Genomic DNA, 13,743 nt, shown 5'->3' with positions numbered 1-13,743 from the left:
CCGACTATCCCGTTTCCGATTATCCGATGACCGATGTGAATGATGAAGCGCCGTCGCAGCCGACGGCGTTCGAGCTCGTGGGCGGCGAAGCCCGCGTGCGCGAGATGGTGGACCGCTTTTACGACCTGATGGACCTCGAGCCCGAGTTCGCGGAGATTCGCGCGCTGCATCCGGCGTCGCTCGACGGCTCGCGCGACAAGCTGTTCTGGTTCCTGTGCGGCTGGCTCGGCGGCCCCGATCACTACATCAGCCGGTTCGGCCATCCGCGGCTGCGCGCCCGGCACCTGCCGTTCCCGATCGCGTCGGTCGAGCGTGATCAGTGGCTGCGCTGCATGGCGTGGGCGATGGAGGACGTCGGGTTGCCCGAGCCGCTGCGCGAACGGCTCATGCATTCGTTCTACGATACGGCCGACTGGATGCGCAACCGGCCCGGTTGATCGACCGGTACGCCGCTGTCCGGACGCCCGGCGAACTGCGTCTGGGCGGCCGGTCCGGTGCGGCGCGACACTGGTCGTTTCCCCATCGATACGAGGCTCGCCCGATGATGACCCAGGCCCTGTTTCGCGACGATGCCTATCTGACGCAATGCGAGGCCGTCGTCGCGGCCGTCGGCGAAGACGGCATCCGGCTCGACCGCACCGTGTTCTATCCGCTCGGCGGCGGGCAGGCCGGAGACAGCGGCACGCTGACGCTGCCCGACGGCAGCACGATCGCGATCGTCGACACGCGCAAGGCGAAGTTCGAAGGCGCAACGCCCGACGACGCCGTGCACGTGCCCGAGGCGGGCCAGGAGGCGCGCGTCGCGGCGCTCGCACCCGGCGCGCGCGTGGTTGCGGACATCGACTGGCTGCGCCGCTACCGGCACATGCGGCTGCATACGGCCGCGCACCTGATGTGCGCGGTGCTGCCTTACCCGGTCGACGGCTGCAGCGTGACGGCCGACTACGTGCGGCTCGATTTCGCGACGTCGGACACGATCGACCGCGTCGACGTCGAGCGCCGTCTCGCAGAATTGGTCCACGGCGCGCATGCGGTCACGACCGAATGGATCACCGACGCGGAGATGGCCGAGCGCCCCGAACTCGTGCGCACGATGAGCGTGAAGCCGCCGCTGGGGCTGGGCCGCGTGCGGCTGCTGCGCATCGAAGGTGTCGATCTGCAGCCGTGCGGCGGCACGCATGTGCGCAATACGTCGGAAATCGGCGACCTGCGGGTCGCCAGACTTGAAAAGAAGAGTGCGCGGACACGGCGCCTCGTGCTGGAGTTTGCATGACGATCGACAACCTGACGGACAGCGCCGCGGCGCTCGATCCGCAAGCGCGCGAGATTCTCGATTTCTGGTTCGGCGAACCGGATTCGGCGGCGTTCGGCCACGCGCGCAAGGTGTGGTTCAACGGCGGCGCGGCGTTCGACGACGTGCTGCGTACGCGCTACGGCGCGTTGCTCGACGCCGCGTGCGACGGCGCCTGCGATCGCTGGGCCGACACGCCGCTCGGCGCGCTCGCGCTGATCGTGGTCCTCGACCAGTTCTCGCGCAACGTTCATCGCGGCACGCCGCGCGCGTTCGCCGCCGATCCGAAGGCGCTGGCGCTCGCGCGGCGCGTCGTCGCGGCCGGGTGGGACGCGCAGTTGCCGAGCGGCCATCACCGCGCGTTTGCGTACCTGCCGTTCGAACATGACGAGTCGGACGCGAGCCAGCGCGAGGCCGTGCGCCTGTGCGCGGGCATTCGCGGCGAGGCCGGGTGTGCGAGCTATCACGACTTCGCGTTGCGTCATGCGGCCGTGGTCGAGCGTTTCGGCCGTTTCCCGCACCGGAACGCGATTCTCGGCCGTACATCGACCGAAGCGGAGGCGGCATTCCTGCGCGAGCGCGGTTCGTCGTTTTGACGGGCGGGGTGGTGGGATGGCGGGCATGAAGCCGCGCTCGCGCGCCGCTTGCGCTGGTCTTCCGGAAATGACGACGGCGCCGTTTCGCGGCGCCGCCTTGCATTACTTCGTTTCGTGCGCTTCGGGCGTGCGCACGTAGACGCGCAGCAGTTCCTCGTCGTCGCCGGGGCGGGCGCCGGTCCAGAACAGTTTCCATTCGCTGCCCGGTGCCGGATCGACGGCCCGCACGCCCTGGACGATCATCCACGTGCAGCGCGTCGTTTTCGCGTCGTCGATCGGCGTGTGCTGGATACCGGAGAAGTAGTACAGCATCGGCGCTTCCGATTCGCCGAGCCCGTGCAGGCTCGCCATGCAGTCGCCGTCGCTCCACTCGAGCGCGAGATGCGCGTTCAGGTCGTCGAACACCGACCGGTAGCTCTTCGCGACGTCGAGCCACGGCAGCAGCAGCGTATACACGAGACCCCACGCGACCAGCGCGCCTGCGCCCCACGACAGCGCGCCGCGCCACAGGCCGGTCGTGCGCAGCTTCGGCAGCAGCCACAGCCAGCCGAGCGTCAGCACGAGCGCGCCGATCACGAGCCCGGGCACGATCGGCATGGTCCAGTCGAGCGGCAGCCAGCGGCCGAGCACCGCGAGGTTCGCACGCGATGCACCGGGATCGGCCATGATCGCCCAGATCATCCACGCGAGCGCGACGACGGTGCCGAACAGCAGGCGGCTCAGGTAGTCCCACGCGAGATGCAGCCCGCGCGGCAGGCGTTCGATTGCCTGCACGGCGACCAGCGCGAGCGGCGCGAAGAACGGCAGGATGTAGAGCTGGCGCGAGGTCGCGGACACTTGCAGCACCGCGAGGCCGATCCCGGCGAACAGCACGGGCAGCGCGATGCGCGGCGTGCGCCAGTCGCGCCATACGCCGCGCGCCAGCGCGACGATCGCGAGCGGAGCGACCGGGAAGCCGAGCAGCAGGAACGCACGCAGGATGAAGAACGGCTTGTCGTTTTCCGCGCCGAGTTCCGGCACCGAGAAACCGAAGAAGCGGCCGACGTTGTTGTCCCAGAACCACGTCATGAACAGCGTCTCGGAACGCAGGAACAGCGCGGTCGGCCAGATGAGCGCGAACGGTGCGAACGCCAGCGCGGCGACGCCGAGCGAGCGTGCGAACGCGCGCGTACGGCAGGCGGGGTAGAGCACCAGCGCGCCCGTGAGCGTGGCCGCGAACACGAGCGGCACGAACAGCCCCTTCGCCATCAGCGCGATGCCGACACCCGCGCCGAAGAGCGGCGCGGCCCAGCGGCCGGACGGCCGCACCGGCAGCCCGTGCCGCATCTGCCGCGCCTGCGCGACGTGCCGCATCACGAGCTCGAGCAGGCCGCAGAAGCCCATTGCGGTGCCGGCGAACAGCGCGACGTCCGTCATCATGTCGTGCACGTGCTTGATGACGACGAGCGTACCCGCGCTCAGCACGACGGGGCCGATCACGCGCAGGTCGAGCCAGCTGTCGGCCCGGCCGGCACTGCGGGCCGCGCGAGCGATGAAGCCGAACGCGAGCGCCGCGAACAGCGCGCTCGCGAGCCGTGCCGCGTCGTGCAGCGGCATCACCCGCTGCAGCAGCCACGCGAGGCTCGTCGCGACCCATGCGTAGAGCGGCGGCTTTTCCATGAACGGCAGGCCGGCGCTGGTCGGCACGACGAAGTCGCCCGTCTCGAGCATGTGCTGGATGATGCCGAACGTATAGGTTTCGTCCTGCTTCCACGGATCGTGGCCGAGCACGCCCGGCAGCGTATACGCGCACACCAGCGCGGCAACCAGCAGCCAGACGCGCCAGCCGAGCCGGAGGACGCGATCGCGGGTGGCGCTCGTCGCGGTGGCGCCGGCCGCGGCCACGGCAGGCGTGCCGGCGGCATCGAGTGTCGCGCTGAGGTTGGGATCGGCGGCTGAGCGGGCGTGTGTGGCCGAAGCGGGCACGGACGTGCGTCGCCGGCCGGGCGCTGCGGTTCCTGGCATGGAAAAGATCTCGGTCGGGTCAAGCCGGTCCGGCGACATGGGCCGGGACCAATAAGGGTCGCATCGAGGCGAAATGACAGCCGGATGACCGGCCGTTTTTGGCTTGGCGCTAGTAGAGCACGGAACTGTTACGGATGTTTACTGAAACAGTCACGATATTGTGGAGATTTGTGGTGTCGTGACCACGGACGGCCTCAGTTGGCCGTTTTCCGCCTTTTGGGGCGGGATTACCGACCGCCGCCGACGTCGAGCAGGGCACCCGTCGTGTAAGACGCCGCGTCGCCGAGCAGCCAGACGATCGCTTCCGCGATCTCCTGCGCTTCGCCCGCGCGGCCGAGCGGCGTCTGCGCGCCGAGGCGTGCTGCGCGGCCCGGCTGGCCGCCGCTCGCATGGATTTCCGTCTCGATCAGGCCGGGGCGCACCGCGTTGACGCGGACGCCGTGCGGGCCGAGTTCCTTCGCGAGGCCGATCGTCAGCGAATCGACCGCGCCCTTCGAGCCCGCGTAGTCGACGTACTCGTTCGGCGAGCCGAGCCGGGACGCGATCGACGACACGTTGACGATCGCGCCGCCGCGCCCGCCGCGATCGGTGGACAGCCGGCGTGCGGCTTCGCGCGCGCACAGGTAGGCGCCGAGCACGTTGGTGTCGAACATCCGCCGCAGCCGTTCGACCGGCATGTCGGCGAGCGGCAGCGACGGCGCGACGATTCCCGCATTGTTGACGAGCGCGTCGAGGCGGCCGAACGCGGTCGCGACCGCATCGAACATCGCGATGACGTCCGCTTCGTTCGCGACGTCGCCGGCGACGACGCACGCGCGTGCGCCGGCGTCGCGAACGGCTTGCGCGGTCAGTTCGGCTGCCGCCGCGTCGCGTGCGTAGTTGATGCCGACGTCCCAGCCGCGCTCGGCCGCGAGCACGGCGGTCGCGCGGCCGATGCCGCGGCTCGCGCCGGTGATGAGGACGGCCTTGCGCTCGGACGGTGCGGGCATCGCGTGCGGCTCCTGATGAACGTTACTTGGCCGCGTCGGATGCCCACTTGTCCGGGGCGAGCGGCTGGTAGCGGCGCAGCTGTTCGATCAGTGCGACCGGTTCGGCGTCGATGCACAGCGCGTCGAAGTAGGCCGGGCGCATGAAGCCCTCGTCGACCGTATGGCGCAGCAGCGCGATCAACGGATCGTAGAACGAATCGATGTTGTACAGCGCGACGGGCTTGCGGTGATAGCCGAGCTGCGCCCACGTATAGACCTCGAAGAATTCCTCGAGCGTGCCGGCGCCGCCGGGCATCGCGACGAACGCGTCGGACAGGTCGGCCATCATCTTCTTGCGGTGGTGCATGTCGGGTACGACGTGCAGCTCGGACAGCCCGGTATGGCCGACTTCCTTGTCGACGAGCAACTCGGGGATCACGCCGACCGCACGGCCGCCGGCCGCCATCACTTCATCGGCGATCACGCCCATCAACCCGACGCGGCCGCCGCCGTAGACGAGCGTGAGGCCCGCATCGACGAGCGCGCGGCCGAATGCGCGCGCGGCGTCCGCATAGACGGGCCGCACGCCGGACGACGAGCCGCAGTAAACACAGACTGCCTTCATTGTTTCGTATCCTTCGCGGCGGGCTTGGCGGCGACCGGGCTGCCCGCGGGGCGCGGCGAACCGTCGCGCGGCGGCAGGTAGTCGGTGAACTGGCGCTTGGGCAGCTTGCCGGAGACGAGATCGTCGAACAGCTGGCGCGAACGGCCGCGCAGGTACGGGGCCATGATCGAGATCACGTGCATGCTCACCTGGTGCAGCTCTTCGCGGATCGCGTCCTGGTCGTTGTACTTGCGCGGGTGCATCACGTACTGATACGACAGCCAGTACGTCGAGATCACCGCCATGTTGGTGGCGATGACTTCGATCTCGGCGGGCGTCGCGACCATTTCGGCGTCGGACACGAGCAGTTCGCACATCTCGTGCGCGAAGCGCACCTTGTGGCTGATGATCTGCTTGAAGTGCGTCTCGAGCGTGCGGTTGCGCGCGAGCAGGTCGTTGAGGTCGCGATACAGGAACCGGTAGGTCCACATGAAATCGGCCATGTACTGCAGGTACGACCAGGTTTCGTCGATCGTCGGACGGTGATCTTCGGGGAAGCGCAGCCGCCGTTCGATCTGCTGCTCGAACTGCGCGAAGATGCTGTTGATGATGTCGTCCTTGTTGCGGAAATGGTAGTACAGGTTGCCTGGACTGATTTCCATTTCCTCGGCGATCGTCGTGGTCGTGACGTTCGGCTCGCCGATCTCGTTGAAGAGTTTCAACGACAACTCGAGAATCCGTTCGCGGGTGCGGCGGGGAGGTTTCGCTTCCATGTCGTCCGGCCCTGTGTGTGCCGGACTGGCGGGCGCTGCAATCGATGCTGCGGGATTCGTCCGGCGCGGGTTGCTGTTCTAAGTCTGGCGGACGATTATAAACCGCGGTTTCCTTGCATCGGGCGCATTTCGTGATCGGTATGCGTTCCGCGCATGGTGCGCCGCCGCACGCAGGCGTCGTCGCGGGGGGCTAGAAGCCGAGCCAGCGTGCGATCACTGGCCCGAGCACGAAGCCCCACGTCGTCACGCACGCGAACAGCGCGACCGTGACCGCCGCGCTGCCGAGATCCTTCGCGCGCTTCGACAATTCGTGGCGCTCGAGCGAGATGCGGTCGATCGCGGCCTCGACGCTCGAGTTCAGCAGCTCGACGATCAGCACGAGCAGCACCGACGCGATCAGCAGCGCGCGCGATGCGGCGGGGACCGGTGAGAACGCACCGATCGGCAGCATCAGCGCGGCGAGCGTGAGTTCCTGGCGAAACGCGCTTTCCTCGCGGATCGCGACGCGAAACCCGTTCAGCGAATGCTTGAGCGCGTACCACGCACGCGTGATGCCGCGGTGGCGCTTGTACGGGTTCGGCGGCAGCGGCGCCAGGCGATCGTCGGGGCCGAGCGGTTCGTGCGGGTGCACGTCCGCGTCGGCGTGCGGCTCTTCTTCGTCGAACGGACGATGCAGTTGCGCCGTTGCGGCAGGGGGCGGGGTCTTGTCGTTCAGGTCTCGTTTCAAACGGCGGCACCTTCGGCGGGCGAGTACGCAGCCTTCGGCAGCGGCTTCAGATGCGACGCGAACTGCTCGGACGCCGCGCGCCACGAGAAGCGCTCGGCCCACGCGCGGGCCGTCTCGCGTTCGATCTTCAGCGCCTCGAGGCAGGCTTCCTGCAGGTCTTCGTGCATCGCGCCGGCATCGCCCCCGCCGAGCACGTCGATCGGGCCCGTGACGGGGTAGGCGGCGACCGGCGTGCCGCACGCGAGCGCCTCCAGCAGCACGAGGCCGAACGTGTCGGTGCGACTCGGGAACACGAACACGTCGGCCGCAGCATACACCTTGGCGAGCTCGGCTTGCGACAGTACGCCAAGATAGTTCGCTTCCGGGTAGCGCGACTTCAGCTCGGCGAGCGCCGGACCTTCGCCCGCGACCCACTTCGAGCCGGGCAGGTCGAGGCGCAGGAACGCCTCGACGTTCTTCTCGATCGCGACGCGGCCCACGTACAGGAAGATCGGCCGCGCGGTGTTGAGCACCTTCGACTCCATCGGCCGGAAGATGTCGAGATCGACGCCGCGTGTCCACAGCACGACGTTCGTGAAGCCGAACTTCTCGAGGTCCTGTTTCACGACCGGGGTCGGCGCCATCACCGCGAGCGACGGCCCGTGGAACCAGTGCAGGAACTTGTAGGTCGCCGACAGCGGAATCCCGAAGCGCGCCTGCACGTATTCCGGAAAGCGCGTGTGATACGCGGTCGTGTACGGCAGCTTGCGCGCGCGCGCATAGCGTCGCGCGGCGAGGCCAAGCGGGCCTTCGGTCGCGATGTGCAGCGCGTCGGGTGCGAACGCATCGATCCGCGCGCGCAGCTTGCGGTACGGCAGGATCGACAGGCGGATCTCAGGGTAGGTCGGGCAGGGCACCGTGCGGAATTCCAGCGGCGTCAGCATTTCGACCCGGTGGCCGAGCGCGGTGAGTTCGCGGGTGGTGCTCTTCAGCGTGCGCACGACGCCGTTGACCTGCGGTTCCCACGCGTCGGTGACGATCATGATCTTCATCACGGCATGTGTCCTGTAAGTGGAGTTGTGTCAGGCAGTGGCCTTGGCCTTGCGCGACGGGGCGGCGGACGGTGCGGTGCGCATCGCCGTCCAGTAGACGACCTTCAGTTCGCCTTCCATCGTCTCGACGAGCGCGGACAGGCTCTCGACCCAGTCGCCGTCGTTGCAGTACAGCACGCCGTCGATGTCGCGGATCTCCGCCTTGTGGATGTGCCCGCACACGACGCCGTCGCAGCCGCGGCGGCGCGCTTCGTCGGTCATCACGGTTTCGAACTGCGAAATGAAGTTCACCGCGTTCTTCACCTGGTGCTTCAGGTACTGCGACAGCGACCAGTACTGGAAGCCCAGCCGGCTGCGGATCCGGTTGAACCAGCGGTTCAGCACGAGGATCAGCGTGTAGAGCGTGTCGCCGAGATACGCGAGCCATTTCGCGTGCTGGATCACGCCGTCGAACAGGTCGCCGTGCACGATCCACAGGCGCTTGCCCGCGAGCGTCGTGTGGAACGCCTCGCCGCGCACCTGGATGTCGCCGAACGCGAGGTCGCAGAACTGCCGCGCGCCTTCGTCGTGGTTGCCCGGGATGTAGACCACCTGCGTGCCCTTGCGCGCCTTGCGCAGCACCTTCTGCACGACGTCGTTGTGCGCCTGCGGCCAGTACCAGCCTTTCTTCAGCTGCCAGCCGTCGATGATGTCGCCGACGAGGTACAGGTATTCCGAATCGTTGTGGCGCAGGAAATCGAGCAGGTACGGCGCCTGGCAGCCGCTCGAGCCGAGATGGATGTCGGACAGCCAGATCGTGCGGTAGCGATGGGTGGACGGCTCGGGGTCGTCGCGCTGCGTGACGTGCGCGGCCGCCGGTTCGTGCGACGAAAGGGCATCGGTTGCGGCCGAGCCGGACAGGAAGGCGGTGACGGCGCGGGCGCCGAGCGGTTGACGGAACAGGGAGGTCGCGGACGTTTTCTGGCCCATGCATGACTCGCGCCGGTTGACATTACCGGCATTGCGCCATGCGGGCGTGACCATGCCGTGACAGTCACGAGACGTTCTTATTACTGTCGTCGCGGCGTGTTTAGCAGTGAATGTGGCGGCGTTGCGTAACCTGCCGAACCGACCGGCCTGCGGTTACCGCGCAAGCCGCGCGGGGCGGTCGTGCGGGCGTTTTCGAGGGGTTTCGTCTGATGGATGCGCGAGTGCACGGATGCGCGGATGCACGGAGCCGCCCCGCGATCACGCGAACCGCGCGGGTCAGCGCGGAATCGCGACGACGCGTGTGCGGGCGATGCGGTCGTGCGGAAACTGGCGATCGGTATGCAGGCGGGCGGCGCCGGCCCATACGACGATCCACACGGCGGCGAGCGCGAGCGTGACGGGCACTGACAGGCCGACGAGCGGATGCAGCGCGAGCGGCGGCAGGAACCACAGCCAGCCGAGCGCGTAGCGGACGAGCGCGTGGCCGGCGTTCAGCGGCCGGCCGCTCGACGATTCGAGCCGCAGCCGCCAGGTCTTCATCGGCAGCGTCTGGCCGCCATGGGTCCAGAACCAGACGAAGTACGCGCCGACGACGAGTGCGATCCAGGCGGCGAGCAGGTTGTGATGGACGAGGCCGTTGCGCTGCTGCGTCGCGAGGCTGAAGGCGAGGGCGGCGAAGAATACGACGCCGAACAGCAGCACGGCTTCGTACAGCATCGCCGCGAGGCGCCGCCGCACGGACGGCGCGGCGGCGACGGCCGGGGCCTTGGGTGCGGGGGCGCTTGCCACGGCGGGTCAGGAACCCTTGAACATCGACGGCGCGTCGGCCGGCGACACGGGTGTGACGGTCGCGGGTGCGGGGGCGGTGCCGGACGTGGACGATGCGGTCACCGGCGGCGCGCCGGCGCCGGCCGATGCGGGCGCCGGTGCCGCAACAGGGTTGCTCGCCGGATGCTCGTGCGAGTTGACGAGACGGCGCACGTCGCGGTCGGCGACGGTCGGCGGCGCGCTGACGACGCTCGGCCGGCGCCGGCGCTCGGTCGCGGCGAGGCGCTGCTTCTGTTCTTCGGGCAGTTGCTGGTAGGCCTTCCATGCGCGCTCGCGCGCCTGCGCGGAAAGCTCCTTCGCGCTCTGGTAATTCTCGCGCGCGACGCGGCGCTGCTCGGGCGTCATCCGCGCCCACTCGGACATCCTGTCCTGCAGGTGCTTCTGCTCATCGGGTGTCAATTTCGCGAAACGGGACGCGATCTTCAGCCATTTGCGCTTGCGCGCATCGCTGAAGCCATCCCACTGATCGGCGAACGGCGCGAGTGCCGCGCGTTGCGCGGGCGTCAGGCGCGCCCACGACAGCGGGCCGTTGGCGGCCGGCAGCGGCAGCGGGGCGAGCTCGGTGGTCAGCCCGGCGGCGGCCGAGGTCGGCGCGGGCGCGCTGCTGGCCGAGGCGGCGACCGTCGCGGGGGGCGGGTTGAATCGGGAATAGGTGGCGACGTAGGAAATGGCGATCGCGATCACGCATCCGAAAAATACGGCCAGGCCGCGTTTCTGACTCACCCGTGCGATCCCCTCGTTATTGTCTGTCTGTTAGCGTGCGTGCGAAAGATACGCGTTGAACCCGTGATCGAGATACGCGTTGAGCGGCAGGTCGTCGCTGAGCATCGCCGCGTCGATGTCGGCGAGTTCGGCGGTGCGCTGCATGTCTTCCCAGTACGCGATGCCGACGAGCCCCGCGAGCAGCAGCGCGAGCGGCCACGCGCGCAGCAGGCGGCGCGCGAACGACGTCTGCGGACGGCTCGCGGGCGGCGTGCCGTATGCGGCGGCGGCACCGGCGAAGGCGGGCACGAGCACCGGCGCGGTGGCGGCTTCCGGCTTCTTGCGCGCGAGCGCGGCCCGGCGCGCGACGGCCAGACGATCGGTGGTCGCGGCAGGCAGCGCCGCGGCACGTTCGTCCAGTGCGCGGCGGACCTTCAGCGCGAATTCGTGTTCTCGATTTACGGGAGCGGAGCTCATAGCGTGATTCCTTTGGCCTTGAGCGCTTGCGCCAGGGCATGGGTGGCTCGCGAGCAGTGCGTCTTGACGCTGCCTTCGGAGCACCCCATTGCGGCGGCAGTCTCGGCGACATCCATATCTTCCCAATAACGCATCAGGAACGCTTCCCGTTGACGCGTCGGAAGTTTCTGGATTTCTTCATCGATCAGGGCCAGAACCTGCTCCCGCTCGAGGCGATGCTCGGTGCTCTCGACGCCCGCGTTGTCGTTCGCGGACTCGAGCGTTTCCAGCGGATCGAAGTCCTCGTCGTCCGTATTGTTGAGCGACGAGAACAGCGTGACCCAGGTATTGCGGACCTTCTGCCGGCGGAACCAGTCGTGGATCGCGTTCTGCAGGATCCGCTGGAACAGCAGCGGCAGTTCGGCCGCCGGCCGGTCGCCGTATTTCTCCGCCAGCTTGATCATCGCGTCCTGCACGATGTCGAGCGACGCATCGTCGTCACGCACGGCGTACGCAGCCTGCTTGAACGCGCGCCTTTCGACGCCCGCCAGAAAGTCGGCGAGTTCCTTGTCTGATGCCATTCCGTAAAGGTATGCGCTGCGGACTGCGGCGTGTGAAAAGGTCGAAAAATTTCGTAAAACCCGCGGATGCTAACAAATTTTCGCGCGACTTGGCACCGGTTGCGGCTCGCCACGTTGCATGCGAGCCGCGTCCGCGGCCCGCCGGGCGGGGCGCATGATGCGCTGCGGGATATTTTGCTTGACGACCCAATCATGACCCGCTATCGTCAACGATTCGCAACATGAAGTGATGGTCTCATTTGAGGCTGGCCCAAGAAGCCCGCCCTTCAAACTGGACGCGCCGCTTGAACCCGAGCCACAAGCCCGGCAGAGAGCACCCGATCAATTTTTTGCCGAAAATTCGAAAGGTCAAAATGAACATGCCCAGCGCGGAATTCTCCACGTCGGAACCCCTTTCCCCTCCCGATAGCGACTCCATCGGCGCCACCGTGCTCATGAAGGCACTGGCCGACGAGAACGTCGAATTCATCTGGGGCTACCCCGGCGGCTCGGTACTCTACATCTACGACGAGCTTTACAAGCAGGACAAGATTCAGCACGTGCTGGTGCGCCACGAACAGGCGGCCGTGCACGCAGCCGATGCGTATGCGCGTTCCACCGGCAACGTCGGCGTCTGTCTCGTGACGTCCGGCCCCGGTGTCACCAATGCGGTGACCGGCATCGCGACGGCCTACATGGATTCGATCCCGATGGTCGTGATCAGCGGCCAGGTGCCGACTGCCGCGATCGGCCAGGACGCGTTCCAGGAATGCGATACGGTCGGCATCACGCGTCCGTGCGTGAAGCACAACTTCCTCGTGAAGGACGTGCGCGACCTCGCGGAAACCGTCAAGAAGGCGTTCTACATCGCCCGCACCGGCCGTCCGGGCCCGGTGCTGATCGACATCCCGAAAGACATCTCGAAGACGCCGTGCCAGTACGAGCCGGTCAAGAGCGTGTCGCTGCGTTCGTACAACCCCGTCACGAAGGGCCATTCGGGCCAGATCCGCAAGGCCGTGTCGCTGCTGCTGTCGGCGAAGCGTCCCTATATCTACACGGGCGGCGGCATCATCCTCGCCGATGCGGCACGCGAACTGAACCAGTTCGCCGACCTGCTCGGCTACCCGGTCACGAACACGCTGATGGGCCTCGGCGGCTATCGCGCGTCGGACAAGAAATTCCTCGGCATGCTCGGCATGCACGGCACCTACGAAGCGAACATGGCGATGCAGCACTGTGACGTGCTGATCGCGATCGGCGCCCGCTTCGACGACCGCGTGATCGGCGACCCGGCGCACTTCGCGTCGCGTCCGCGCAAGATCATCCACATCGACATCGACCCGTCGTCGATCTCGAAGCGCGTGAAGGTCGACATCCCGATCGTCGGCGACGTGAAGGAAGTGCTGAAGGAACTGATCGAGCAGTTGCAGACGGCCGAGCACGGCCCCGACACCGACGCGCTCGCGCAATGGTGGAAGGACATCGAGGGCTGGCGCGCGAAGGACTGCCTGAAATTCGACCGCGACAGCGAGATCATCAAGCCGCAGTACGTGGTCGAGAAGGCGTGGGAGCTGACGGACGGCAACGCGTTCGTGTGCTCGGACGTCGGCCAGCACCAGATGTGGGCCGCGCAGTTCTACCGTTTCAACAAGCCGCGTCGCTGGATCAACTCCGGCGGCCTCGGCACGATGGGCTTCGGCCTGCCGGCAGCGATGGGCGTCAAGATGGCGCACCCGGACGACGACGTGCTGTGCATCACGGGCGAAGGCTCGATCCAGATGTGCATCCAGGAACTGTCGACCTGCCTGCAGTACGACACGCCCGTGAAGATCATTTCGCTGAACAACCGCTATCTCGGCATGGTCCGCCAGTGGCAGCAGATCGAATACAGCAAGCGCTATTCGCATTCGTACATGGATGCGCTGCCCGACTTCGTGAAGCTCGCCGAAGCGTACGGCCATGTCGGCATGCGGATCGAAAAGACCTCGGATGTGGAGCCGGCGCTGAAGGAAGCGCTGCGCCTGAAGGACCGCACCGTGTTTCTCGACTTCCAGACCGATCCGACCGAAAACGTCTGGCCGATGGTACAGGCCGGCAAGGGCATCACCGAGATGCTGCTCGGATCGGAAGATCTGTAACGGCGCGACGCGCGTCCAGGCCGGCAGCGGCCGCCTTCACGAAGGGCGGTGCGGCACCGGGCGGCGCGCGGCGCGAGTGAATCGACACGGACACAT

Annotated in this window: 15 protein-coding genes; 4 read left to right on the top strand and 11 right to left on the bottom strand. The window is 67.5% G+C overall.

Features of this window, described 5'->3' with window-relative positions; genetic code table 11:
• The first annotated feature begins 26 nt into the window (after window positions 1–26).
• From U4Y91_RS28745 to U4Y91_RS28735, 3 genes are all read left to right on the top strand, one after another.
• Complete coding sequence (locus U4Y91_RS28745) at window positions 27–437, top strand: group II truncated hemoglobin (RefSeq protein ID WP_044844686.1); 411 nt, start codon at window positions 27–29, stop codon at window positions 435–437.
• A 104-nt stretch (window positions 438–541) separates the two neighbouring features.
• A complete protein-coding gene (locus tag U4Y91_RS28740) occupies window positions 542–1,273 on the top strand; it encodes an alanyl-tRNA editing protein (protein ID WP_321807912.1) in 732 nt (243 codons plus the stop codon).
• Window positions 1,270–1,887, top strand: coding sequence for a DUF924 family protein (locus tag U4Y91_RS28735; protein ID WP_321807911.1), 618 nt, complete (start codon window positions 1,270–1,272; stop codon window positions 1,885–1,887). The genes U4Y91_RS28740 and U4Y91_RS28735 overlap by 4 nt, the downstream gene beginning before the upstream one ends.
• Before the next feature lie 102 nt (window positions 1,888–1,989).
• Here the strand turns inward: U4Y91_RS28735 and U4Y91_RS28730 are convergent, their stop codons facing one another.
• From U4Y91_RS28730 to U4Y91_RS28680, 11 genes are all read right to left on the bottom strand, one after another.
• Window positions 1,990–3,891: a glycosyl transferase gene (locus U4Y91_RS28730; protein ID WP_321807910.1), complete on the bottom strand. Its 1,902-nt coding sequence runs from the start codon at window positions 3,889–3,891 to the stop codon at window positions 1,990–1,992.
• Between the two features lie 227 nt (window positions 3,892–4,118).
• Window positions 4,119–4,880: an SDR family oxidoreductase gene (locus U4Y91_RS28725; protein WP_321807909.1), complete on the bottom strand. Its 762-nt coding sequence runs from the start codon at window positions 4,878–4,880 to the stop codon at window positions 4,119–4,121.
• A gap of 22 nt (window positions 4,881–4,902) precedes the next feature.
• Window positions 4,903–5,484, bottom strand: a complete 582-nt coding sequence (locus tag U4Y91_RS28720) for a TIGR00730 family Rossman fold protein (RefSeq protein WP_321807908.1) — start codon at window positions 5,482–5,484, stop codon at window positions 4,903–4,905.
• Window positions 5,481–6,236, bottom strand: a complete 756-nt coding sequence (locus U4Y91_RS28715) for a TetR/AcrR family transcriptional regulator (RefSeq protein ID WP_044844681.1) — start codon at window positions 6,234–6,236, stop codon at window positions 5,481–5,483. The genes U4Y91_RS28720 and U4Y91_RS28715 overlap by 4 nt, the downstream gene beginning before the upstream one ends.
• A 190-nt stretch (window positions 6,237–6,426) precedes the next feature.
• The gene (locus U4Y91_RS28710; protein ID WP_321807907.1) at window positions 6,427–6,963 is read right to left on the bottom strand and encodes a diacylglycerol kinase; all 537 of its coding nucleotides are present in this window, start codon (window positions 6,961–6,963) and stop codon (window positions 6,427–6,429) included.
• A complete protein-coding gene (locus U4Y91_RS28705; protein ID WP_321807996.1) occupies window positions 6,960–7,994 on the bottom strand; it encodes a glycosyltransferase family 1 protein in 1,035 nt (344 codons plus the stop codon). The genes U4Y91_RS28710 and U4Y91_RS28705 overlap by 4 nt, the downstream gene beginning before the upstream one ends.
• Window positions 7,995–8,024: 30 nt before the next feature.
• A complete protein-coding gene (locus U4Y91_RS28700) occupies window positions 8,025–8,963 on the bottom strand; it encodes a UDP-2,3-diacylglucosamine diphosphatase (RefSeq protein WP_321807906.1) in 939 nt (312 codons plus the stop codon).
• Window positions 8,964–9,239: 276 nt separating this feature from the next.
• Window positions 9,240–9,752 carry an RDD family protein gene (locus U4Y91_RS28695; RefSeq protein ID WP_321807905.1) on the bottom strand — a complete coding sequence of 171 codons (513 nt, stop codon included), beginning with the start codon at window positions 9,750–9,752 and terminating at the stop codon, window positions 9,240–9,242.
• Window positions 9,753–9,758: 6 nt separating this feature from the next.
• On the bottom strand, window positions 9,759–10,514 hold the full coding sequence (locus U4Y91_RS28690) for a DUF3106 domain-containing protein (protein ID WP_321807904.1): 756 nt from the start codon (window positions 10,512–10,514) through the stop codon (window positions 9,759–9,761).
• Window positions 10,515–10,544: 30 nt separating this feature from the next.
• A complete protein-coding gene (locus U4Y91_RS28685; protein WP_321807903.1) occupies window positions 10,545–10,970 on the bottom strand; it encodes a DUF3619 family protein in 426 nt (141 codons plus the stop codon).
• Complete coding sequence (locus U4Y91_RS28680; protein WP_321807902.1) at window positions 10,967–11,530, bottom strand: RNA polymerase sigma factor; 564 nt, start codon at window positions 11,528–11,530, stop codon at window positions 10,967–10,969. The genes U4Y91_RS28685 and U4Y91_RS28680 overlap by 4 nt, the downstream gene beginning before the upstream one ends.
• Before the next feature lie 353 nt (window positions 11,531–11,883).
• Here U4Y91_RS28680 and U4Y91_RS28675 point away from each other — a divergent pair, with 353 nt between their 5' ends.
• Window positions 11,884–13,647: an acetolactate synthase 3 catalytic subunit gene (locus U4Y91_RS28675; RefSeq protein WP_321807901.1), complete on the top strand. Its 1,764-nt coding sequence runs from the start codon at window positions 11,884–11,886 to the stop codon at window positions 13,645–13,647.
• Window positions 13,648–13,743 lie beyond the last annotated feature (96 nt).

It is taken from the genome of Burkholderia sp. BCC1993 (assembly GCF_905339865.1).
Taxonomy (GTDB): Bacteria; Pseudomonadota; Gammaproteobacteria; order Burkholderiales; family Burkholderiaceae; genus Burkholderia.
The sequence above is the reverse complement of the archived record's forward strand: the minus strand, read 5'-3'. Positions and strand labels throughout refer to the sequence as shown.

Excerpts from the sequence above, each read along its gene's own strand:
- U4Y91_RS28730 (WP_321807910.1), bottom strand. The coding sequence starts at position 3,891 with ATGCCAGGAACCGCAGCGCCCGGCCGGCGACGCACGTCCGTGCCCGCT.
- U4Y91_RS28715 (WP_044844681.1), bottom strand. The coding sequence starts at position 6,236 with ATGGAAGCGAAACCTCCCCGCCGCACCCGCGAACGGATTCTCGAGTTG.
- U4Y91_RS28680 (WP_321807902.1), bottom strand. The coding sequence starts at position 11,530 with ATGGCATCAGACAAGGAACTCGCCGACTTTCTGGCGGGCGTCGAAAGG.
- U4Y91_RS28705 (WP_321807996.1), bottom strand. The coding sequence starts at position 7,994 with ATGAAGATCATGATCGTCACCGACGCGTGGGAACCGCAGGTCAACGGC.
- U4Y91_RS28675 (WP_321807901.1), top strand. The coding sequence starts at position 11,884 with ATGAACATGCCCAGCGCGGAATTCTCCACGTCGGAACCCCTTTCCCCT.
- U4Y91_RS28685 (WP_321807903.1), bottom strand. The coding sequence starts at position 10,970 with ATGAGCTCCGCTCCCGTAAATCGAGAACACGAATTCGCGCTGAAGGTC.
- U4Y91_RS28725 (WP_321807909.1), bottom strand. The coding sequence starts at position 4,880 with ATGCCCGCACCGTCCGAGCGCAAGGCCGTCCTCATCACCGGCGCGAGC.
- U4Y91_RS28735 (WP_321807911.1), top strand. The coding sequence starts at position 1,270 with ATGACGATCGACAACCTGACGGACAGCGCCGCGGCGCTCGATCCGCAA.
- U4Y91_RS28740 (WP_321807912.1), top strand. The coding sequence starts at position 542 with ATGATGACCCAGGCCCTGTTTCGCGACGATGCCTATCTGACGCAATGC.
- U4Y91_RS28745 (WP_044844686.1), top strand. The coding sequence starts at position 27 with ATGACCGATGTGAATGATGAAGCGCCGTCGCAGCCGACGGCGTTCGAG.
- U4Y91_RS28700 (WP_321807906.1), bottom strand. The coding sequence starts at position 8,963 with ATGGGCCAGAAAACGTCCGCGACCTCCCTGTTCCGTCAACCGCTCGGC.
- U4Y91_RS28720 (WP_321807908.1), bottom strand. The coding sequence starts at position 5,484 with ATGAAGGCAGTCTGTGTTTACTGCGGCTCGTCGTCCGGCGTGCGGCCC.